We start from the raw sequence: 20144 nt of genomic DNA, 5'->3' as shown, positions 1-20144 counted from the left end.
CGGCGCCGGCAGCGGCGTCCAGCACACCCGACCGGGTGGACCTGGACGACGTGCGCAACTTCAGCCGCGTCTACGAGGTGATCCGCCAGGCCTACGTCGAGCCGGTCGACAACAAGACCCTGATGAAGGCCGCCATCAGCGGCATGCTGAGCGGGCTGGACCCGCACAGCGAATACCTCGACAAGGAAGGCCTGCAGCAGCTCTCCGAGGACACCACCGGCCAGTACAGCGGCCTGGGGCTCGAGGTGCTGGAAGTGGACGGCACGCTGCGCATCGTCTCGCCGATCGACGATACCCCCGCCGCGCGCGCCGGCATCAAGCCGGGCGACACCATCGTCAAGATCGACGGCAAGGTGGTCGACCCGGACAACGTCGACGACATGTTCAAGCTGCTGCGCGGCGAGCCGGGCAGCAAGGTCACGCTGACCATCCTGCACGAGAAGAGCGACAAGCCGATCGACATGCACCTGGTGCGCGAGCAGATTTCGGTGACCAGCGTGAAGCTGCGCGAACTGGAGCCCGGCTACGTCTACATCCGCATCAGCCAGTTCCAGGAAGACACCGCCAGCGACCTGGAGAAGAAGTTCGCCGACTACGTTGGCAAGCACGGCCAGCCCAAGGGCGCGGTGCTCGACCTGCGCTCCAACCCCGGCGGCCTGCTCACCACCGCGGTGGCGGTCAGCGACGACTTCCTCGACTCGGGCGCCATCGTCAGCACGCGCGGCCGCCTGGCCGATGCCAATCTCAAGTTCGCCGCGCACCCGGGCGATCTGCTCAAGGGGGCGCCGATCGTGCTGCTGGTCGACAACGGCACCGCCTCGGCCGCCGAGATCGTCTCCGGCGCGCTCAAGGACAACCACCGCGCGCTGATCGTGGGCCGGCGCACCTTCGGCAAGGGCGTGGTGCAGACGGTGCTGCCGCTGGACGCCGACCACGCGGTCAAGCTCACCACCGCGCGCTACTACACGCCCAACGGCACCTCGATCCAGGCAGCGGGCATCAAGCCGGACATCGCCCTCGCCGACCTCACCGTCAATCCGGCCGACAACGGTCCTGAACCGATCAGCTCCGAGGCCGAACTCAGGCATCACCTGGCCAACGAGAACGCCAGCCTCGGCAAGGACATCGACAACGACGGCAGCGCCGCCAACGCCAAGCTGGCCACCGAGGACTACACCCTGGCGCAGGCGCTCAACATCCTCAAGGGGTTGGCGCTGGGGCATCGCGCGGCGGCTGCGCAGTAGGTCCTCTGCTCCATTCTCTCCACGGCGCGATGGCCGTGCCCCTTCGCTTCTGGCGCGATGCTCTGCTCCCTCTCCCCCTTGGGTGGGCGATGGCCTTGCTCCCTCTCCACTTTGGGGAGGGGGTGAGGGGCGGGGGCTCGCGGGTGATGTGGCTGTGCGCTGACGCGCTTTGCCCGTCGTTCTTTCCGTAGCGCTGCCGCGACCGGGCTCGCCTGCGAGCACACTCGCGGAATCGCCACGCAAGGGCGGCAGGCAAGACGCACCAGCACGCGAAACCCACACATCCGCGAAGTGAGCAGAAGCGTGGCACTTCGGGAGAGGGATTCAGGCGCGAAAAGCGCCCCAAGAGGAACGCGTCAGTCCGCCGCCTCGCGCGGCTTCACCAGCCAGCGCACCGCCAGCACGCCCAGTTCGTAGAGCAGGCACATCGGCACCGCCAGCATGATCATCGAGGTGATGTCCGGCGGCGTGATCACCGCGGCGATCGCGAATGCGCCCACGATGGCGTAGCGGCGGACGCTGCGCAGCTTGGCCACGTCGACCACGCCCACCGCAGCCAGGATCACCACCGCCACCGGCACCTCGAAGCACAGGCCGAAGGCGAAGAACATCAGCATCACGAAATCCAGGTAATGCGTGATGTCGGTCATCATCTCCACGCCCGCGGGCGTGACCGCGGTGAGGAAGCGGAATGCCGCCGGCAGCACCAGGAAATAGGCGAACGCGCAGCCGATGTAGAACAACACCAGCGCCGCCAGCAGCAGCGGCCGCGCGAGGCGCTTCTCGTGCTTGTACAGGCCCGGGCTGACGAAGGCCCATAGCTGGTAGAGGATCACCGGCATGCTGATGAACAGCGCCGCGTAGAAGGCGAGCTTGAGCGGCGTGATGAACGGGCTGGCCACCTCGGTGGCGATCAGGTGCGCCCCTTGCGGCAGCCGCGCCACCAGCGGCGCGGCCAGCAGCGAATAGAGCCGGTTGGCGAAGGGGATCAGCGCCAGCAGCACGATGAGCACCATCGCGCAGGCCTTGAGCAGGCGCGAGCGCAGTTCGATCAGGTGCGAGAACAGGCCCTGCTGCAGGTCCAGCTGCGGCTCGGGCTCAGGCGAGGCCATGCGGATGTTCCTTCGCCGGGGCATGCATGGGATCGTCGGCGAACAGGTCGCCGGTGAGCGTGTCGCGCACGGGCGCGGATTCCTCGCCGCCGATGGCGGGCTCCTCGATGGAAGCGGGCTCGCCTTCCGGAGAGTCGGCCAGGCGCGGCGGAGCATCCGCTGCCGGCGCAGGCTCGGGTGCCACCGAAGCGACCGCCTCGCGCACCTCGCGGGCCGTGGCGTTCATCTGCTCCTGCGCGGCCTCGGCGCGCGCGGCAGCCTCGCGCGCGGCGCGCTTGATCTCCTCGATCTCCAGCTCGCGGGTGACCTCGGCGCGCACGCTTTCCCAGCTGTTGCGCACGCGCCGCACCAGCGCGCCGGCGGTGCGCGCGGCGCCGGGCAGCTTCTCCGGCCCGAGCACGAGCAACGCTATGAGCGCAAGCAGCAGCAGCTTGCCGAAGCTGATCTCGATCATCGCCGCGCCACCGCGCGCTTACTTGGTTTCGCTGCTGTCGCGCGCCTTGCTGGCCGTACTCTCCGACGCGGGCGGATCGGCGCGCAGCTGCTCCTGCGCCTTGCGCTTGGCTTCCTCTTCCTCGTCGTCACCCTGCATGGCCTTCTTGAAGCCGCGCACGGCGTTGCCAAGATCCGGGCCGATCTTGGAGAGCTTGCTGGTGCCGAAAATCACCAGCACCACCACCAGCAGGATGATCCAATGCCAAAAACTGTCCAGACCCATGACTGCAAACCTCTGACGGACTAGCCGAAAACGTAGCGTTGCCGAGCGCCGTGCCGGCAACGCGGATCAATGCGAAGTGTACTCCTCAAGCTGGTCGCGGAAGTCCACGACCGGGCCCGGCACGTTGCCGACGCCGCCCTCGAAGATGCGCCGCGGCGTGACGCCCGCGCCGTAGATGGAGGCATTGGCGTCGTAGTCGATGCGCAGCACCGAACCGTCCAGCGCGACGCCGGCGAACAGGCCGCGCGAGCGCGAGTAGGAGTAGATCTCCGCCTTCATCTGCGCATCGGTGGAAGCGCTGGCGGTGCGCCCGACCGGGCCGGCCGCGGCCGCTGCATCGGCGCCCATGGTGAACTTGCCGTTGACGATCGAGTCGACCCCGCGCTGAGTGCGGAACACCAGCACCACGTCGGTCGAGGACACGCCCGCCTGGAAGCCCACGCTGCCGCCGGTCAGGGTGATGAAGCTGGGATTGGACCAGGTGCCGTCCGCGCCCTTCACCGAGATCAGCCCCTCGCCGCGGCGGCCGCCGAAGATCAGCCCGGCCTTGACCATGTCGGGAATCACCGCGATGGCCTTGGCGTTCTTCAGCAGGTCCTGCGGAATCGCCTTGTCCGGCGCCTGCATGACCTCGCGCAGCACGCGCACGGCGTTCTGCGCACGCTCCAGCGGCGGATCCTCCGCGTGCACGGCCATGGCCGGCAGCAGCAGTGCCAACGCAACCAGCGAACAACGACGCAATGCCTTGAACATGGGGTTCTCCTTGCGCGAGGGGATGAGGGCGGTGCCGGCGGCTTGTGGCAGACTCCTGCGCCTGCCTGCGCCACCGGTTCGTTCGATGCCACAGCCTAGCCACTATACCGGCCCCGTCGACGCCGCCCCTGACCGCGGCGTTCAGCCTGGCGTACCCGCCACCGGCGTGCTGCTGGTCAACCTGGGCACGCCCAAGGCGCCGACCGCGCGCGCGCTCCGGCCCTACCTGGCCGAGTTCCTCTCCGACCGCCGCGTGATCGACTATCCGCGGTGGAAGTGGTGGCCGATCCTGCAGGTGATCCTGGCGATCCGCCCGCCTCGCTCCGCACACGCCTATGCGCGGATCTGGACCGACGTCGGCTCGCCGCTGCGCGTGCTCAGCGAGGCGCTGGCCGATGCCCTGCAGCGCGAGCTCGGCGCACAGGCACGGGTAGCGCTGGCCATGCGCTATGGCGCGCCGTCGGTGCAGACGCAGATCGAGCATCTGCAGGCCGCCGGCGTGCGCCGCCTGCTGGTGCTGCCGCTCTACCCGCAGTATTCGGCCACCTCCACCGGCTCGGCCATCGACGCGGTCGCCGACGCGCTCAAGCGCCTGCGCTGGCCGCCGGAGCTGCGCCTGGTCAACGACTACCACGACGACCCGGCGCACATCGAGGCGCTGGCGTCGCGCATCGAGCGCTGGTGGGGCGAGCACGGCCGCGGCGAGAAGCTGCTCCTGTCCTTCCATGGCATTCCCGAGCGCTACGTGCGCCTGGGCGACCCCTACCTCGCCCAGTGCCAGGCCACCGCGCAGCGCCTGCGCACGCGGCTGGGGCTGGACGAGGCGCAGCTGGTGGTGAGCTTCCAGTCGCGCGTGGGCCGCGAGCAGTGGCTGCATCCCTACACCGACGCCACCGTGCGCCGGCTCGCCGCCGAGGGCATCAAGCATCTGGACGTGGCCTGCCCCGGCTTCGCGGTCGACTGCCTGGAGACGCTGGAGGAGATCGCCATGCAGAACCGCGACTTCTTCCTCGCCGCCGGCGGGCAGGAGCTGCGCTACATCCCCGCGCTCAACGACTCGCCCGAGCAGGTGGCGAGCCTGGCCGCGATCGTCCGCCGCCATGCGCAAGGCTGGGATCACGCGCCTGCGTAGCGTGGGCTCCAGCCCACCCTGCTGCACGGTCACCAGGCTGGTGGGCTGAAGCCCACCTACAGAAGCGGCCTCAGAGCCGCCCGCCCTGGTCGGCGGCAAGCAGTTCGGCATCCAGCGGCAGCACGTCCAGGCCGCGGGCGAACAGCATCGCCTGGAAGCGCTCGCCCATCTGCTCGGGCAGGGTCAGCCGGCGCACTTCCTGCGCCAGGCGGTGGCGGGCGAAGTCGTCGGTCGCTTGCGCGTGCGCCTGCTCGAAGGCCTGCTGCAGGCCGCTGGCGAGCAGGAACTGCGCCTGCGGCAGGTAGGCCGCCACGCCGAAGCCGGCGCTGTTGCCGGCCTCGGCCAGCGCGGTGAAGTCGACCGAGGCGGTCAGGTCGTTGAGGCCCGGCCAGTGCAGCGGGTCGTTGTGCGCGTGATGACGATAGTGCGCCATCAGCGTGCCGTCGTGGCGCTCGGGCAGGTAGTACTCGCGGCGCACGTAGCCGTAATCGACGAAAAGCATCACGCCTGCTTCGAGCGAACCGGCCACCGCCTGCATCCAGTACGGCAGTTGCGGCAGCACCTCGGAGCGGTAGCCGTCATCGAAGGGGCGGCCCAGGTCGCGTTCCAGGTGGCGCACCGCGCCGGCGACCAGGGCGTCGGCCGGACGATCGGTGCGCATCAGCCGGCCCTCGCCGTCCAGTGCCACGTGTTCCTCGTAGGCCTCGCCGGCGCGCAGGGTGAAGCGCGTGGTCGGCAGCGCGTCGACCACCTCGTTGGCGAACAGCACGCCGCGCCAGGCCTGCTCCGGCGGCCGGTCCAGCCAGGCCACGCGCGCGTTGAGTTCCGCCGGCAGGGCAGCGGCAAGCCGCTCGCGCTGGCGCTCGCGCAAATCTGCGCTCGGCTCCAGGATCAGGTAGCGATGCGGCAGGGTGCCGGCCTGTACGAAGGCTCGCAGCGCGGCTTCGGCGAAGGCGCCGCTGCCGCCGCCCAGCTCCAGGAAATCGGCTTCCTCCCCCAGCATCGCCATGACCGGCTGCACGGCGGTGACGACGCATTGCGCGAACAAGCCCCCGAGTTCGGGCGCCGTGACGAAATCGCCGCCCTCGCCGAATTTCGTCTTCCCGGCGCTGTAGTAGCCCAGGCCCGGCGCGTAGAGGCAACGCTCCATGTACTGCGCGAACGGCATCGGCCCCTGCGAAGCGATCTGCGTGCGCAGCAGCTGCAGCAGGCGGTCGGAATGGGCGCGTTCGTCGGGGCCGGGATCGGGGAGTCGGGAGGCCATGGCTGGGAGGCTTGCGCAAAGGGTGCACAGGGTAGCCGATGCGTGGCGGGCGTCGCGTCGGCAAGGGCGTGGAGCAGAGACGCTCCTCTTCCCGACCTTTCCTCCTAGCTCAGAAATCCTTCTGCAGGCTCAGGTACACCCCGCGCCGCGGCCCGAACTGCGGCGCGCCCACGCCGATGCCGCTGCCGTCGCGCAGCTCATAGGTGCGGTCGAGCGCGTTGATCACGGCCAGCTGCGCGTGCAGGTCGCCGAAGCGGTCGAAGGCGAAATCACGGGCGACGCTCAGGTTGAGCTCGAAATAGGCCGGCAGGTGGTTGCCGTTGGGCACCGCGCCATCCTTGCGCAGGCCGCTGCCGAACAGGTAGTCGGCGCCGACGTGCGTGCGTTCGTCCAGCGCGTAGCTGATGCCGCCGGAGGAGGCCAGCTTCTGGTCGTGGTCCAGGTGGATGTAGTGATCGTCGACGTACGCCAGGTCGCCCGGGTCGAAGTTGTACTGGCTGGTGATGATGCGCTTGCCGATCGCCTTGCTGGCGGCAAGGTTGAAGTAGGCCGAGACCGGACCCTGCGCAAAATTGGCGGTGAACTCGACGCCCTTCACCCGGCCCTGCGCGTAGTTGAAGGTCGAATAGACCAGCGCCGAGCCGAACTGACCTTCATCCTGCAGTCGGTGCACCTTGCGGTAGTAGCTGTCCAGGCCGAGCGTCCAGGCGCCCAGGGTCTGCTGAATGCCCGCGTCGAAGTAATCCGAACGCTCCGCCAGCGGCGTGTTGTCGCCCAGGTCCGGCACTGCGTTGGTGGTGCCATCGAATCGGGCGATGTTGGAACTGGTGATGAGCTCGGTCGCCGGCGGCGTGAAATAGCGTGCATAGCCGACATGCACGACCGTGCTGTCGGTGGCTTGCCACACCAGGCCCACGCGCGGGCTCAGCTGGCTCTCGGTGCGGGTCAGCTGATAGCGATCGCCACGCAAGCCGTAGTTGAGCGTCCAGGCCTCGCCTAGATTCCATTCGTCCTGCACGTAGGCCGACCACGTGCGCGCGGTCAGCCGGCTGTCGTCCAGGATGTTGATCGGCGTGGTGCTGGCCTGGTTGCCCTCGGCGTCGACCGGAAACACCCATGCGTCGTTGCCGCTGGCGGCGCGCTCGAAGCTGCCGTACAGGCCGTAGCGCAGGGTGTGGGCATCGCCCGTCGGCGTGGCGAAGTCGGCCTGCAGCGTGCTGGCGCGGTTGCTGCGCGTCACACGGGAAGCGACGCCGTTGAAGATCAGCTCGCCGATCAGGTCGGGCTGGTAGGCCACGTCGGTGTAGCGCTGGCCGAGCGAGGCCTGGTAATTGGTCTGTCCGAGCTTGCCCTGCAGGGACAGCACCCCGAAGCGGGTGTTTTCGCGCTGGCGTTCGTCCAGGTCAGCCGAGTCGAAGCCGACCGTGTCCAGGTAGCCGAACTGCGGCACCTGGCCGGGATTGTTGGGAATCTCGAAACGATTGTTGGCGGCGCCGAACAGGAAGCTCAGCCGGGTATCGTTGTCGACCAGATAGCTGATGTCGCCGAAGCCCTTGGCCTGATTGGTGTGGTCGTGGACCGGCTTGCGGCTGGCGGTGGGATTCTCGATGCCGATGTCGCTTTCCAGGTAGTTCGCGGTAAGGAAGGCGCTCCAGCGGTCGCTGCTGCCCCACAGCGACGCATTCGGGTTGAGCGTGCCCAACGTGCCGCCGGTGACGCCCACGCTGCCGCCATTGCCCAGTTGGTGCCCGCTCCTGGTGGTGATGTCGACCACGGCCGCAGTGCGCAGGCCGTACTGCGCCGGCAGTGCGCCATCGAGCAGCTTCACGCTCTGGATCGTGCGCGCGTCCAGCGTCTGGCCGAAGCCCGAGATCGATTCGGGAATGATGACGCCGTTGATGCGGTACTGCAGGTTGCCGTGGTCGCCGCGCACGTGCAGGCCGCCGTAGGAGTCCTGCACCACGCCCGGCGCCTGCAGCAGCACCTGGTTGAGCGGCGTGGAGGCGCCCAGCGGCAGTTGCTCGATGGCCTGCCGGTCGATCACGTACTGGCTGGAGCCGGTATCGGGCGAGAGCGCATTGCGCGACTGGTCCAGCGCGGCGCTCACGTCGACCGCGCCCAGCTGCCGCACCCGCGTGGGATCGGGCTGGCCCGGCGGCGTGTCGGCGTAGGCGGAAGTCAGGGCGCAGGCAAGGCTCAGGGCAAGCAACGAACGGGGCATGGAGGAACCGGTCAGGCAGGCGGGATTGTTACGTTATATTATAACGAAAAAGCCGGCCCGGGCCGAAAGTCATGCATGGCGCAGACCGCATTCACGGGCCATCGCCCAGACTGAGTTCCCGCCCGCAGGAAACGTCATGGCCGAGCAGCCCACCCAGGTTCCTACCCTGCCCGTCCCGGTCGAGCACGGCCGGCTGGCCGCGGCGATCCTCGATTTCGCCAGCCAGATTCCCGGCAGCCAGGTGCATCGCGGCGCCCATCCCGAGGCGAAGGCGCGGGAACTGGCCAGCCAGGCCGCACGCAAGGCCGCGCTGACTGCCGGATCGCTGGCCCTGCCGCCGGGTCCGCTGGGATGGTTGACGGTGCTGCCCGAACTGGTGGCGATCTGGCGCATCCAGGCGCAGATGGTCAGCGACATCGCCGCCGCCTACGGCCAGCACGCCAGCCTCGGCCGCGAGCAGATGCTCTGGTGCCTGTTCCGGCACACCGCCGCGCAGGCCTTCCGCGACCTGGTGGTGCGCCTCGGCGACCGGCTGCTGTTCCGCCAGCTTTCCGCGACGGTGGCCGAGCGGGTGGCGCGGCGCATCGGCATCAGCCTGTCGCAGCGCGCGGTCGGCGCCGGCATCTCGCGCTGGCTGCCGGTGGTCGGCGCGGCCGGCGTGGGCGCCTACGCCTGGTACGACACCCGCAGCGTGGCGCGCACCGCGATCGAACTGTTCGGCAGCGGCAGCCTGGTGCAGACCGAGCCGCTGGCCACGCCGACAGGCCCGGGGCAGGAGCCTCCCGAGGGCGTGTCCCCTTTGGATTCGTGACGCCCCGAGCGCTTTGCGGCAAGCTCGCCGCATGAACCCGGAGCATCCCCGTCCCGTCGCCCTGGTCACCGGCGCCGCCCGCCGCGTCGGCGCGAGCATCGCCCGCACGCTGCACGCGGCCGGCTACGACCTGGCGCTGCACCATCGCCATTCCGCCGCCGAGGCCGCGTCACTGCTGGCGGAGCTGGAACGCGAACGTCCCGACAGTACGTTCGCCGTGCAGGCCGACCTGGCTGCGATCGAGCGCCTGCCCGCATTGGTCGAACAGGTGCTGGCGCGCTTCGGCCGGCTCGATGCGCTGGTCAACAACGCCTCGGCGTTCTATCCCACGCCGGTCGGCAGCGTCACGCCGGCGCAGTGGAGCGAACTGTTCGCCTCCAACGCGCAGGCGCCGTTCTTCCTCGTCCAGGCGGCCTGGCCGGCGCTGCGCGAGGCGCGCGGCGCAATCGTCAACCTGGTCGACATCTATGCCGAGCGCGCGCTCGCCGGGCACCCGGTCTACGTGATGGCCAAGGCCGCGCTGGCCGCGATGACGCGCACGCTGGCGCAGGACCTGGCGCCCGAGGTGCGCGTCAACGGCGTGGCTCCCGGTGCGGTGATGTGGCCGGCCGAAGGCAAGGACTACGCCGACCGCGCCGCACTGCTGGCGCGCACGCCGCTCCAGCGCGCCGGCACGGCGGAGGACGTCGCCTCGGCCGTGCTGTGGTTGCTGCGCGACGCGCCGTTCGTCACCGGCCAGATCATCCGCGTGGACGGCGGCCGCACGCTGGCGGTGTAGCCGGCTACTTCGTGCGGAAGGCGTTTTCCAGCAGCGCCTGGTCGAAACCCGCGCCCGCCTCGCCCGCTTCGGCGTAGCGGTACAGCGCCGCCGCGTAGATGCCCTGCAGCGAAGCCTGCACCAGGCTGAGCAGCACCAGGGCGACCACCACCACGACCACCGCAACCACCAGCGCCGGGAGCGAGTGCAGCGCCACCGCGCCGCCGATCAGCAACGCACCGGCCAGCACGGCGAGGAAGGTCATCAGCCCGAACGCCGCGCCCAGCCCGACGTTGCCGATCAGGTTCTCGCCCCAGGTGCGCCTGAGCAGCTCCACGCTGCGCTTGACCGCGTCGACGGGACCGACCGCCTGGCTGGCCAGCACCGGCACCACCAGGAAGGTCGCCACCGTCCAGGCCAGCCCGAGCAGGCCGACCACCAGCCGGCCGACCAGGCCCAGCCGCTCCTGCAGCGCGCGCAGGAACAGGCCGACCGTGGCGGCGATCAGCGCGTAGCCCAGGATGCTGGCCCAGCGCGAGCGCGCCAGGGCGAGACCGTCGGACAAACTGGTCGGCTCGCCGCGCAGGTGGCGCAGCGCGCAACCGGCCAGCGCGGTGTTGAAGAACACGATGACGAAGTACTGCACCAGGTAGAAGGCGAAGACCACCAGGTAGGTGAGCGGCGACCAGCGGGGGGCGTGACCGGCCAGATGGGCACCGTCGGCGATCATCGCCAGCGCCACCGGAATCAGGAAACTCGCCGCCACCACCAGCGAACAGATGCCCGACAGCAGCGGGAAGGCGAGCAGCGCCTTGTCCGACCGCAGCATCGCGGCGCTCGCCTTCATCAGCGACCAGCTGCGCGCAAACTTGCCTGCCATACGCCTTCCCCCTCGATCCGTGAATGCCCTGCGCCGTTCTAGCACCCGCCGCGGCGCGGCGACAGTGGCGTGGGTGGCTTAAGGCCAGGGCAACGGCTCGGGCATGAGCGGCTCGCTCTCACGCGGGAACGCCGCCCACAGGTCGGCCATGCGACGGCCGTCGACCGGATGGAGCGCGTCCGGCGCGATGTCGGCCAGCGGCCGCAACACGAAGGCATGGCGCAGTTCGCCGCGCGGCACCTGCAGATGGCCGGGGCCGTCGATGACCTTGTCGCCGTAGAGCACGAGGTCCACGTCCAGCGTGCGGTCGGCATAGCGCGGCACGTCGCGGCGGCGGCCGTGGCGGTCCTCCAGCGCGTGCAGCCAGTCGTTCAGGGCCGCGGGCGGCAGGTCGGTGTCCAGCCCGACCGCGAGGTTGACGAAGTCGGGGCCTTCGAACCCCACCGCGCGGCTGCGGTAGGCCGGCGACACGACCAGTTCGCCGAAGCGCGCGGCCAATTCGTCCAGTGCGGCGGGCAGATGGCGGTGCGGCTCCAGATTGGAGCCCAGGCTGAGCCAGGCCCGCGTCACGGCCGCGCGCCGCGCTCGATGCGCACGCCCACCGCGCGCGCGCCGCGCACCGCGCCGGGCTTGGACAGCTTCAGCCGCACCCAGGCCACGCCGAACTCCTCGCGGATGATCGCCGCGCAGCGTTCGGCCAGCGTCTCGACCAGGCCGAAGCTCGAGTTGCCGACGTACTCGATCAGTCGCTTGGACACGTCCTTGTAGTTGAGCGTGTGCGCGATTTTGTCGCTGGCCGCCGGCACGGTGTTGTCGAACGCCATCTCGATGTCGAAGGAGAGCGTCTGGCGCACGCGCCGCTCCCAGTCGTAGATGCCGATCACGGCGTCGATGCGCAGGTCTTCGATGAAAACGATGTCCATGGCACAAGTCTAGGGCATGCCGGAACGCGGCCTGCGCTGCTATACCGGCAGCAGGCTTTCCAGGTCCCAGCGCGGCGACACCCGCACTGCCTCGTCCTGGCCCTGCCCTGCAGCCAGCCGGATCGCGCCGGCCAGGGCGATCATCGCGCCGTTGTCGGTACAGAACTGCAGGCGCGGGAAATAGGTGCGGAAACCGTCCTGCTCGCCGGCGGCGGCCAGCGTCTCGCGCAGGCGGCGGTTGGCGCCGACGCCGCCGGCGATCACCAGCCGCGCGGTGCCGGTGGCTTCCAGCGCGCGGCGGCACTTGATGACCAGCGTGTCGACGATGGCTTCCTCGAAGCCGCGCGCGACGTCGGCGCGGGTCTGTTCGCCCTGGTCCGACTGCCGCCAGGCCAGCAGTACCTGGGTCTTCAGGCCCGAGAAGCTGAAGTCCAGCCCCGGCCGGTCGGTCATCGGCCGCGAAAAGCGGAACACGCCGGGCCGCCCCTGCTCGGCCAGCCTCGCCAGCGCCGGGCCACCCGGATAGGGCAGGCCCATCAGCTTGGCGGTCTTGTCGAAGGCCTCGCCGGCAGCATCGTCCAGCGTATCGCCGAGCAGGCGGTACTGCCCGATCGCCCTAACCTCGACCAGCATGGAATGACCGCCGGAGACCAGCAGCGCCACGAACGGCGGCGCGGGCGGATCGGGCTCCAGCAGCGGCGCCAGCAGGTGGCCTTCCATGTGGTGCACGCCGATCGCCGGCACGTCCAGCGCCCAGGCCATGGCGCGCGCCGCGGCCGCGCCCACCAGCAGCGCCCCGACCAGGCCGGGGCCGGCGGTATAGGCCACACCGCCGAGGTCGGCGGGGGTCATGCCGGCCTGCGCCAGCGCCTCGCGCACCAGCGGCAGCAGCTTGCGCACGTGGTCGCGGCTGGCCAGTTCCGGCACCACGCCACCGTAGTCGGCATGCAGCTTGATCTGGCTGTACAGCGTGTGCGCCAGCAGCCCGCGCCCGGGCGCCTCGGGCTCCCAACGCAGCAGCGCCACGCCGGTCTCGTCGCAGGAGGTTTCCACGCCCAGGACGGGCCTGGTCACCGAGTTTGAAAGTTGGCTGGTGTCCACGCTATACTTCGCGGCTCGCCCTATTCCACAGGCGCGCCAGGTTGGCGGGCCAGTTTACCACCCGGAGTTTTCATGCCCAGCGTAAAAGTTCGCGAGAACGAGCCGTTCGAGCTTGCCCTGCGCCGTTTCAAGCGTACCTGCGAGAAGGCCGGCGTCCTCGCCGAGACCCGCAAGCGCGAGTTCTACGAAAAGCCGACCCAGGAGCGCAAGCGCAAGCGCGCCGCTGCGGTGAAGCGCCACCTGCGCCGCCTCTCGCGCGACGTCTCGCGCAAGACCCGGATGTACTGATCCCCGCCGCCGCTGCGTAGCGCGCGGCACGGTGTTCAACCGGCGGCATGGCCGCCGCATCCCAAGGCCGGTGTTGCCAACTTAAGGCGACGCCGGCCTTTCGCATTTCCGGAGATGAGAGCATGAGCCTCAAGCAGCGGATCAGCGACGACATGAAGGCCGCCATGCGCGGCGGCGAGAAGGAGCGGCTGGCCGTGATCCGGCTGATCCTGGCCGCCATCAAGCAGCGCGAGGTGGACGAGCGGATCGAGCTGGACGAGGCGCAGACCCTCGCGGTGCTGGAGAAGATGCTCAAGCAGCGGCGCGATTCCATCGTGCAGTTCGACGCCGCCGGCCGCGTCGACCTGGCCGACGTCGAGCGCGCCGAGATGAAGGTGATCGAAGCCTACCTGCCGGCCAAGCTCTCCGAGGCCGAGATCGATGCGCTCATCGACGCCGCCATCACGCAGACCGGCGCCAGTTCCGCCCGCGACATGGGCAAGGTGGTGGCTTCGGTCAAGCAGCAAGCCGCGGGCCGCGCCGACATGGCGCAGGTTTCCGCGCGCATCAAGGCGCGCCTGGGCGGCTGAGCGGCAGCGGGCGCGACTGGGCGGCGTCCCAGCCGCGCCCTCACACACCGCACAGCGAGGTGATGCGCACCCTTCACGCCGCATCACCTACAACGACGCGGCGTCGCTTGATCGGAGGCATCCGCCCCGGCAGCGCGGTGCGGGAGAAGCCACATGCTCAAGTGGGCCATCATCTTCGCCATCATCTCGCTGGTATCCGGTTGGCTGGGCTTCGGCGGCATTTCGGGCGTCACCGCCACCATCGCCAAGATCCTCTTCGTGATCTTCGTGATCCTGTTCCTCATCGCCCTGCTGGCGGTGATCGGGGTGTTCCACATCCTGTAGGCCTCCTTGCGGGGCGTGGCGATGGTCGGCTCAAGCCCGCCTCACGCAACGCCGCAGGGCGTCCCGCAACACGGGCCCAGGCCCTAGACTAGGCGGCCTATGCGCGGCCGCATCCCCGACAGCTTCATCGACGAACTGCTTGCCCGCGTCGACATCGTCGACGTGATCGAGCGGCGCGTGCCGCTGAAGAAGGCCGGGCGCGAGTGGACCGCGTGCTGCCCGTTCCACAACGAGCGCACGCCCTCGTTCTACGTGAGCCCGGCCAAGCAGTTCTTCCACTGCTTCGGCTGCGGCGCGCACGGCACGGCGGTGAAGTTCCTGATGGACTACGAGCGGCTGGAATTCCCCGACGCGGTCGAGGAGCTGGCCCAATCCGTCGGCCTCACCGTTCCGCGCGAGGGCGGCCGCGAGGCCGCGCCGCGCGAGGACAAGAGCGATTTGTACGCGCTGCTCGACGGCGCCGCGCGCTGGTACGAAAACGAACTGCCCAGAAGCGCCGAGGCGCAGGCCTACTGCAAGAAGCGCGGGCTGGACGCCGACACCATCGTGCGCTTCCGCCTGGGCTGGGCGCCGGCCGGCTACGACGGCCTGATCAAGGCGCTGGGCGGCAGCGACAAGCGCATGCAGCTGCTCACCGAGGCCGGCATGGTGGCGACCGGCGAGCGCGGCCACCGCTACGACCGCTTCCGCGAGCGGCTGATGTTCCCGATCCTCGACCGCCGGGGAAGAGTCATCGCGTTTGGCGGAAGAATCCTTGAAAAGTCCGGCGAGGGATCGCCGGTTCTTGATCCTAGCGCGCAGGACGCGCGCAAAAATGAAGGCCCGAAGTACCTCAACTCGCCCGAGACGCCGCTGTTCCACAAGGGCCGCGAGCTGTTCGCGCTGTGGCAGGTCAAGCAGGCCAACACGAGCCTCGCGCGCATCGTGGTGGTCGAGGGCTACATGGACGTGATCGCGCTGCACCAGGCCGGCCTGCCGATCGCGGTGGCCACGCTGGGCACCGCCACCACGCCCGAGCACACCGAGGTGCTGTTCCGCGCCGCGCCCGACGTGGTGTTCTGCTTCGACGGCGACCGTGCCGGCCGCGCCGCCGCGTGGAAGGCGCTGGAAGCGGCGCTGCCGCGCCTGCGCGACGGCCGCCAGGCCTACTTCCTGTTCCTGCCCGAGGGCGAGGACCCGGACACGCTGGTGCGCAAGGAAGGCAAGGAGGGCTTCGAGAAAAGGCTGCGGGAAGCCACGCCGCTGTCGGACTATTTCTTCGGCGAGCTTGCGCACGACGTCGACACCGCCAGCCTGGACGGCCGTGCACGGCTGGCCGAGCGCGCGCGGCCGCTGGTCGCCCGCCTGCCCGATGGCGCCTTCCGCGACCTGATGGCGCAGGAGCTGGAGAAGCGTACCGGCGCGCGCGCCAACGTACCGGCCGAGCCGTCGGCGCGGCGGGCCGTGCAGCGGCCGGTGGCGGTGCAGCGCTCGCTGGTGCGCAGCGCCATCGCGCTGCTCCTGGCCCAGCCGGGCCTGGCCGACCTGGTCGCGCCGCCCTACCGCTTCCTGCGCCTGGACAAGCCGGGCGTCGGATTGCTGGCCGAACTGCTCGACCTGTGCCGCGCACGGCCGGGCATCAACCCGGCGATGCTGGTGGAGCATTTCGCCGAGCGTCCCGAGTACCCATCGCTACAGAAGCTGATGGCCGCCATGGTGGTGGGCGAGCCGGAAACCCAGCGCGCGGAGTTTCTCGATGCGCTGGCGCGGATGGAAGACCAGGCCATCGCGCTGCGCCGTGAGGCGCTGGCCGCCAAGCATCGCGAAGGCACGCTCAGCAGTGCCGAGAAGGCCGAGCTGCGCGAATTGCTGGCGGCGCGTCGACCTTCCGCTGCGCAGGGTTGACCGGTGGGCTCGGTTTGCGCGCGCATGTCCTTTCGTCCATCGGCGCGCGCGCCAGGCAAGGCCGGCGATGCAGCTGCTTGAGCGGCTGATCGTGCTGTTCGCCGAGAGCGGCTACGTGGCGGTGTTCGCCGCCTTGCTGTTGTGCGGCGCCGGGATACCCCTGCCCGAGGACATCACGCTGGTCGCCGGCGGCGTGATCGCGGGCCTGGGCTACGCCAACGTGCACGCGATGGCGGCGGTGGCGCTGGTCGGCGTGCTGGCCGGCGATGCGGCGATGTTCCTGCTCGGCCACCGGTACGGCGCGCGCATCATGCGCTGGCCGCCGGTGGCGTGGCTGCTCACGCCGGCGCGCTACGCCAAGGTGCAGGAGAAGTTCGCCCGCTACGGCAACCGGCTGTTGTTCCTGGCGCGCTTTCTGCCGGGCATGCGCACGGCGGTGTACCTCTCCGCGGGCGCCACCCATCGCGTGTCGTTCCTGCGCTTCCTGCTGCTGGACGGACTGGCCGCACTGATCAGCGTGCCGGTGTGGGTCTACCTCGGCTATGCCGGCGCCAACAACCGCGAGTGGCTGGCGATGTGGATCGGCCGCGGGCAGCATGGCGCCTGGATCCTGGCCGGGCTGCTCGCGCTGGCCCTGCTGATGCTGTGGTGGCGGCGCCGGCGCAGGCTGCGCTGAAACCGGCCGCTGGGCGGATCTGCCTGGCCGGAGGTGATCGTACGCGGTCGGCCGAGGACCGGGATCCCGGTCAGCAGGCTTACGGGCGCAGTGTCTTGCTGCTGCCGTTGATGATCCTCCACCCGCTGCAACGGATGGTGCGCACGGCGCCACGCGTCCGCCACGGGTGAGGCAAGCACCATCCCGCTGCAGTCAGTCCGGCAAGGCGACGTTCAAGCCTAGCGTGAACCAGCGCCCGGGCCGATGGCCGGTCGAACGCCCGAGCAAGAGGTCCACGCTCACGCTCTCGCCGAAGGCCGCGCGTGCGCCCAGTTGCCGGGTCAGGTCGCCGTTGCCGTCGGCATAGGCTTCGGCGAGCAGGCTCCAGTGGCCGGCCAGGCGGTGTTCGAGCCCGAGTCCGGCAGTCGGCGTACCGCGTACGCCATGCAGCTTGCTCCAGCCCAGGTTGACGTGCAGAAGCGTCTTCCCCGGCATCAGCGTCAGGGTGACGGGCAGGTTGGCGTTCCAGCCGTCCAGGCGACCATGCGTCGCATCCCATAACGCACCAACGAAGACCGCCGCGCCCCATGCCTGTCCGTCCGGGTCGCGCAGCGTGCGCTTGACGCCCGGCGTGAACAGCACGTCGCGCGGGCGGTCGAAGCGGCTCACGCCCAGGCTGTACTCGTTGCCCCCACGCGTGCAAGCGGGGAGCGTGCTCCATTCCCGGCCCGGCGCGTAGGTGCGCACCCAGCTCTCCACCTGGCAGCGGCCTTCCGGCGTGGTGGCGGCATCGTCGACGTAGAGGCTCGCGCCCGCATGCAGGGTACGTGCGGCCAGGAGCAATGGGAGACAGGCGCCGTGGATTGGTTTCAGCTTCACTTTCGCGTTCCATCCGCAGGGCGCGGGATGTCGATGTGGAGGCAGCCGGTAGGGCGAGGGACCTAGCCGCCCGCAGGGCGCCCAGGGTCCCTAGAGCCAGCGCCCGTAGCGGCGGATGTAGATCAGCTTGACCAGCTGGGTCAGCACGCAATAGGTGAGTACCGTGAGCGCCACCCAGCCGAAGTAGGCCGTCGGCACCGGCATCATGCCGATCTTCGCCCCCAGGCCGGTGAAGGGGACCACCAGGCCGACCGCGATGATCGCGCAGGTCAGCGCAAGCACCGGCGCCGAGGCCACGCTCTGCACGAACGGGATGCGCCGCGTGCGGATCATGTGCACCACCAGCGTCTGCGTCAGCAGGCTCTCGATGAACCAGCCGGTCTGGAACAGCGACTGGTGCGCGGCCGAGTCCGCTCCGAACACGTACCACAGCAGCAGGAAGGTGCTGACGTCGAAGATCGAGCTGACCGGGCCGATCCAGATCATGAAGCGGCCGATGTCGCTGGCGTCCCACTTGCGCGGCTTGACCAGGTACTCCTCGTCCATGCGGTCGAACGGGATCGCCAGCTGCGAGAGGTCGTAGAGCAGGTTGAGCACCAGCACCTGCAGCGGCAGCAACGGCAGGAATGGCAGGAACGCGCTCGCCACCAGCACGCTGAAGACGTTGCCGAAGTTGGAGCTGGCGGTCATCTTGATGTACTTGATGATGTTGCCGAAGGTGACGCGTCCCTCGATGACGCCCTCCTCCAGCACCATCAGGTTCTTTTCAAGGAGGATGATGTCTGCCGATTCCTTGGCGATGTCGGTGGCGCTGTCCACCGAGATGCCGACGTCCGCCGCGCGCAGCGCCGGCGCATCGTTGATGCCGTCGCCGAGGAAACCCACCGTGTGGCCCTGGCGCTGCAGCGCCTCGACCACGCGAGCCTTCTGCAGCGGCGACATCTTGGCGAACACGGTGGTGCGCGCCACCAGGGCGTCGAGCGCGGGCTCGTCCAGCGCGTCGATGTCGCGGCCCTGCACCGAGTAACTGACGTCCAGCCCGACCTCGCGGCAGATCTTGCGCGTGACCGCCTCGTTGTCGCCGGTGACCACCTTGACCGCCACCCCATGCTGGCGCAGCGCGCCGATCGCGGTGGCAGCCGAGTCCTTGGGCGGGTCGAGGAAGGCCAGGCAGCCGATCGCGGTCAGCCCCGCCTCGTCCGCCAGGCCGTAGGTGCGCCCGCTCGGGTTCTGCCGCTTGACCGCCACCACCAGCACGCGCAGGCCGTCCTCGTTGAGGCGGCGGGTCATCGCACGGATCTCCGCTCGGCGCGCATCGTCCAGCGGCAGGTCGATGCCTTCATGGCGGGCCGCGGTGCAGATGGAGAGCATCTCCTCCACCGCGCCCTTGCACACCAGCAGGTGCTGGCCATCGCCGCCGGCCAGCACCACCGACATGCGCCGGCGCTGGAAATCGAACGGGATCTCGTCGACCAGCCGGAAGCGCGCGGCCATCGGCTCCAGGTCGCGGTGGGCCAGCACCGCCTTGTCCATCAGGTTCTTCAGGCCGGTCTGGAAGCGGCTGTTGAGGTAGCCGTACTCCAGTGCCTCGCCGGAGGCCTCGCCGTCCAGGTCCAGGTGGCGCTCCAGCACGATCTTGTCCAGCGTGAGCGTGCCGGTCTTGTCGGTGCAAAGCACGTCCATCGCGCCGAAGTTCTGGATCGCGTTCAGGCGCTTGACCACCACCTTGCGCTTGGACATCGCCAGCGCGCCCTTGCCGAGGTTCGCGGTGACGATCAGCGGCAGCATCTCCGGGGTGAGGCCCACCGCCACCGACAGCGCGAACAGGAACGCCTGCAGCCAGTCGTGCTTGTCCAGGCCGTTGATCAGGAACACCACCGGCACCATCACCGCCATGAAGCGGATCAGCAGCCAGCTGACCGAGCGCACGCCGCGGTCGAAGCTGGTCTGCACGCGCTCGCCCGAGAGCGTGTGCGCGATCGAGCCCAGGTAGCTGCGCGCGCCGGTGGCCACCACCACGGCGGTGGCGGTGCCACTGATCACGTTGGTGCCCATGTAGCAGACGCTGGGCAGGTCCAGCGGGTTGTTGGATTCGGCCGCGACCAGGCCATGCGCGCTCGGCGCGGCCTTCTCCACCGGCAGCGATTCGCCGGTGAGGATGGCCTGGCTGATGAACAGGTCCTTGGCGCTGAGCAGGCGCAGGTCCGCCGGCACCATGTCGCCCGCGCCCAGGTGCACGACATCGCCGGCGACCAGCTCGGCCACCGGCGCCTCGATCCGCTCGCTGTGGCCGTCGCTGGCACGCCGCGTGACGGTAGCGGTGTTGCGCACCATCGCCTTGAGCTTTTCGGCCGCCCGTGTTGAACGGAATTCCTGGACGAAGCTCAGCAGCACGCTGATCGACACCATCACGCCGATGATCAGCGGCCCGGCCAGGTCGCTGCGGTCGGTGCCCAGCTGCACGCCGGCCAGCACCAGCAGCACCACGATGAACGGGTTCTTGAAGGCGCGCAGCAGCTGGCGCGACCAGTGCGGCGGCTTCTCGTGCGCCACCTCGTTCGGCCCGTCGCGGTGCAGCCGCTCGGTGATCTGCGCCTCGTCCAGGCCGGCGGTCGAGGTCGACAGCGCC

General features: G+C 69.7%; 21 protein-coding genes. 9 read left to right on the top strand and 12 right to left on the bottom strand.

What is annotated here, in order from left to right:
- Positions 1–1244 (top strand): S41 family peptidase (locus HOQ08_RS09595; RefSeq protein WP_291193706.1); only part of this gene is annotated, 1244 nt, incomplete at its 5' end.
- A gap of 356 nt (positions 1245–1600) precedes the next feature.
- On the opposite strand, the gene tatC is transcribed toward HOQ08_RS09595, so the two are convergent.
- The 4 genes from tatC to HOQ08_RS09575 all read right to left on the bottom strand — a co-directional run bounded on the left by tatC (position 1601) and on the right by HOQ08_RS09575 (position 3827).
- A complete protein-coding gene (gene tatC / locus HOQ08_RS09590) occupies positions 1601–2356 on the bottom strand; it encodes a twin-arginine translocase subunit TatC (protein WP_291193703.1) in 756 nt (251 codons plus the stop codon).
- Entirely contained in the window at positions 2343–2810 is a 468-nt protein-coding gene (gene tatB / locus HOQ08_RS09585) for a Sec-independent protein translocase protein TatB (RefSeq protein ID WP_291193700.1), read from the bottom strand. The genes tatC and tatB overlap by 14 nt, the downstream gene beginning before the upstream one ends.
- 18 nt (positions 2811–2828) lie before the next feature.
- Positions 2829–3074: a twin-arginine translocase TatA/TatE family subunit gene (tatA, locus tag HOQ08_RS09580; RefSeq protein WP_291193697.1), complete on the bottom strand. Its 246-nt coding sequence runs from the start codon at positions 3072–3074 to the stop codon at positions 2829–2831.
- Between the two features lie 66 nt (positions 3075–3140).
- On the bottom strand, positions 3141–3827 hold the full coding sequence (locus HOQ08_RS09575) for a lipid-binding SYLF domain-containing protein (protein ID WP_291193694.1): 687 nt from the start codon (positions 3825–3827) through the stop codon (positions 3141–3143).
- 85 nt (positions 3828–3912) lie between these two features.
- On the opposite strand from HOQ08_RS09575, the gene hemH reads away from it, so the two are divergent.
- A complete protein-coding gene (gene hemH / locus HOQ08_RS09570; RefSeq protein WP_291193691.1) occupies positions 3913–4959 on the top strand; it encodes a ferrochelatase in 1047 nt (348 codons plus the stop codon).
- 70 nt (positions 4960–5029) lie between these two features.
- Here hemH and HOQ08_RS09565 read toward each other — a convergent pair whose 3' ends face one another.
- Positions 5030–6223: an SAM-dependent methyltransferase gene (locus HOQ08_RS09565; RefSeq protein WP_291193688.1), complete on the bottom strand. Its 1194-nt coding sequence runs from the start codon at positions 6221–6223 to the stop codon at positions 5030–5032.
- Between the two features lie 109 nt (positions 6224–6332).
- Complete coding sequence (locus HOQ08_RS09560; RefSeq protein ID WP_291193685.1) at positions 6333–8444, bottom strand: TonB-dependent receptor; 2112 nt, start codon at positions 8442–8444, stop codon at positions 6333–6335.
- A gap of 136 nt (positions 8445–8580) precedes the next feature.
- Here HOQ08_RS09560 and HOQ08_RS09555 point away from each other — a divergent pair, with 136 nt between their 5' ends.
- Positions 8581–9255, top strand: a complete 675-nt coding sequence (locus HOQ08_RS09555) for a hypothetical protein (RefSeq protein ID WP_291193681.1) — start codon at positions 8581–8583, stop codon at positions 9253–9255.
- 31 nt (positions 9256–9286) lie between these two features.
- A complete protein-coding gene (locus tag HOQ08_RS09550; RefSeq protein WP_291193679.1) occupies positions 9287–10033 on the top strand; it encodes a pteridine reductase in 747 nt (248 codons plus the stop codon).
- 4 nt (positions 10034–10037) lie between these two features.
- Here HOQ08_RS09550 and HOQ08_RS09545 read toward each other — a convergent pair whose 3' ends face one another.
- The 4 genes from HOQ08_RS09545 to tsaD form a co-directional block, all read right to left on the bottom strand.
- Positions 10038–10892, bottom strand: coding sequence for a DUF6159 family protein (locus HOQ08_RS09545; RefSeq protein WP_291193676.1), 855 nt, complete (start codon positions 10890–10892; stop codon positions 10038–10040).
- Between the two features lie 78 nt (positions 10893–10970).
- Positions 10971–11462 carry a 2-amino-4-hydroxy-6-hydroxymethyldihydropteridine diphosphokinase gene (gene folK, locus HOQ08_RS09540; protein ID WP_291193673.1) on the bottom strand — a complete coding sequence of 164 codons (492 nt, stop codon included), beginning with the start codon at positions 11460–11462 and terminating at the stop codon, positions 10971–10973.
- Positions 11459–11815 (bottom strand): dihydroneopterin aldolase, encoded by a 357-nt coding sequence (gene folB, locus HOQ08_RS09535; RefSeq protein ID WP_291193670.1) that lies wholly within the window; start codon positions 11813–11815, stop codon positions 11459–11461. The genes folK and folB overlap by 4 nt, the downstream gene beginning before the upstream one ends.
- Positions 11816–11854: 39 nt before the next feature.
- Complete coding sequence (gene tsaD, locus HOQ08_RS09530) at positions 11855–12889, bottom strand: tRNA (adenosine(37)-N6)-threonylcarbamoyltransferase complex transferase subunit TsaD (protein ID WP_291193667.1); 1035 nt, start codon at positions 12887–12889, stop codon at positions 11855–11857.
- A 99-nt stretch (positions 12890–12988) separates the two neighbouring features.
- Here tsaD and rpsU point away from each other — a divergent pair, with 99 nt between their 5' ends.
- The 5 genes from rpsU to HOQ08_RS09505 all read left to right on the top strand — a co-directional run bounded on the left by rpsU (position 12989) and on the right by HOQ08_RS09505 (position 16657).
- Entirely contained in the window at positions 12989–13204 is a 216-nt protein-coding gene (gene rpsU / locus HOQ08_RS09525; RefSeq protein ID WP_055999514.1) for a 30S ribosomal protein S21, read from the top strand.
- Between the two features lie 122 nt (positions 13205–13326).
- Entirely contained in the window at positions 13327–13773 is a 447-nt protein-coding gene (locus tag HOQ08_RS09520) for a GatB/YqeY domain-containing protein (protein WP_291193660.1), read from the top strand.
- 153 nt (positions 13774–13926) lie between these two features.
- The gene (locus tag HOQ08_RS09515; protein WP_291193658.1) at positions 13927–14097 is read left to right on the top strand and encodes a DUF1328 domain-containing protein; all 171 of its coding nucleotides are present in this window, start codon (positions 13927–13929) and stop codon (positions 14095–14097) included.
- Positions 14098–14196: 99 nt separating this feature from the next.
- A complete protein-coding gene (dnaG, locus tag HOQ08_RS09510) occupies positions 14197–15981 on the top strand; it encodes a DNA primase (RefSeq protein WP_291193656.1) in 1785 nt (594 codons plus the stop codon).
- Between the two features lie 67 nt (positions 15982–16048).
- The gene (locus tag HOQ08_RS09505) at positions 16049–16657 is read left to right on the top strand and encodes a DedA family protein (protein WP_291193654.1); all 609 of its coding nucleotides are present in this window, start codon (positions 16049–16051) and stop codon (positions 16655–16657) included.
- Positions 16658–16849: 192 nt separating this feature from the next.
- Here HOQ08_RS09505 and HOQ08_RS09500 read toward each other — a convergent pair whose 3' ends face one another.
- Both HOQ08_RS09500 and mgtA read right to left on the bottom strand, forming a co-directional pair.
- Positions 16850–17515 carry a hypothetical protein gene (locus HOQ08_RS09500; RefSeq protein WP_291193652.1) on the bottom strand — a complete coding sequence of 222 codons (666 nt, stop codon included), beginning with the start codon at positions 17513–17515 and terminating at the stop codon, positions 16850–16852.
- A 90-nt stretch (positions 17516–17605) separates the two neighbouring features.
- Positions 17606–20144, bottom strand: a 2539-nt coding sequence (mgtA, locus tag HOQ08_RS09495; RefSeq protein WP_291193650.1) for a magnesium-translocating P-type ATPase, incomplete at its 5' end; no start/stop codon positions are given.

It is taken from the genome of Frateuria sp. (assembly GCF_013362045.1).
Classification (GTDB): Bacteria; Pseudomonadota; Gammaproteobacteria; order Xanthomonadales; family Rhodanobacteraceae; genus Frateuria_A.
This window is presented reverse-complemented; position numbering and strand designations above follow the sequence as displayed.

Excerpts from the sequence above, each read along its gene's own strand:
- rpsU (WP_055999514.1), top strand. The coding sequence starts at position 12,989 with ATGCCCAGCGTAAAAGTTCGCGAGAACGAGCCGTTCGAGCTTGCCCTG.
- HOQ08_RS09560 (WP_291193685.1), bottom strand. The coding sequence starts at position 8,444 with ATGCCCCGTTCGTTGCTTGCCCTGAGCCTTGCCTGCGCCCTGACTTCC.
- HOQ08_RS09545 (WP_291193676.1), bottom strand. The coding sequence starts at position 10,892 with ATGGCAGGCAAGTTTGCGCGCAGCTGGTCGCTGATGAAGGCGAGCGCC.
- dnaG (WP_291193656.1), top strand. The coding sequence starts at position 14,197 with ATGCGCGGCCGCATCCCCGACAGCTTCATCGACGAACTGCTTGCCCGC.
- folB (WP_291193670.1), bottom strand. The coding sequence starts at position 11,815 with ATGGACATCGTTTTCATCGAAGACCTGCGCATCGACGCCGTGATCGGC.
- HOQ08_RS09565 (WP_291193688.1), bottom strand. The coding sequence starts at position 6,223 with ATGGCCTCCCGACTCCCCGATCCCGGCCCCGACGAACGCGCCCATTCC.
- tatB (WP_291193700.1), bottom strand. The coding sequence starts at position 2,810 with ATGATCGAGATCAGCTTCGGCAAGCTGCTGCTGCTTGCGCTCATAGCG.
- hemH (WP_291193691.1), top strand. The coding sequence starts at position 3,913 with ATGCCACAGCCTAGCCACTATACCGGCCCCGTCGACGCCGCCCCTGAC.
- HOQ08_RS09575 (WP_291193694.1), bottom strand. The coding sequence starts at position 3,827 with ATGTTCAAGGCATTGCGTCGTTGTTCGCTGGTTGCGTTGGCACTGCTG.
- HOQ08_RS09520 (WP_291193660.1), top strand. The coding sequence starts at position 13,327 with ATGAGCCTCAAGCAGCGGATCAGCGACGACATGAAGGCCGCCATGCGC.
- HOQ08_RS09505 (WP_291193654.1), top strand. The coding sequence starts at position 16,049 with ATGCAGCTGCTTGAGCGGCTGATCGTGCTGTTCGCCGAGAGCGGCTAC.
- tatA (WP_291193697.1), bottom strand. The coding sequence starts at position 3,074 with ATGGGTCTGGACAGTTTTTGGCATTGGATCATCCTGCTGGTGGTGGTG.
- HOQ08_RS09555 (WP_291193681.1), top strand. The coding sequence starts at position 8,581 with ATGGCCGAGCAGCCCACCCAGGTTCCTACCCTGCCCGTCCCGGTCGAG.
- HOQ08_RS09515 (WP_291193658.1), top strand. The coding sequence starts at position 13,927 with ATGCTCAAGTGGGCCATCATCTTCGCCATCATCTCGCTGGTATCCGGT.
- tatC (WP_291193703.1), bottom strand. The coding sequence starts at position 2,356 with ATGGCCTCGCCTGAGCCCGAGCCGCAGCTGGACCTGCAGCAGGGCCTG.
- HOQ08_RS09550 (WP_291193679.1), top strand. The coding sequence starts at position 9,287 with ATGAACCCGGAGCATCCCCGTCCCGTCGCCCTGGTCACCGGCGCCGCC.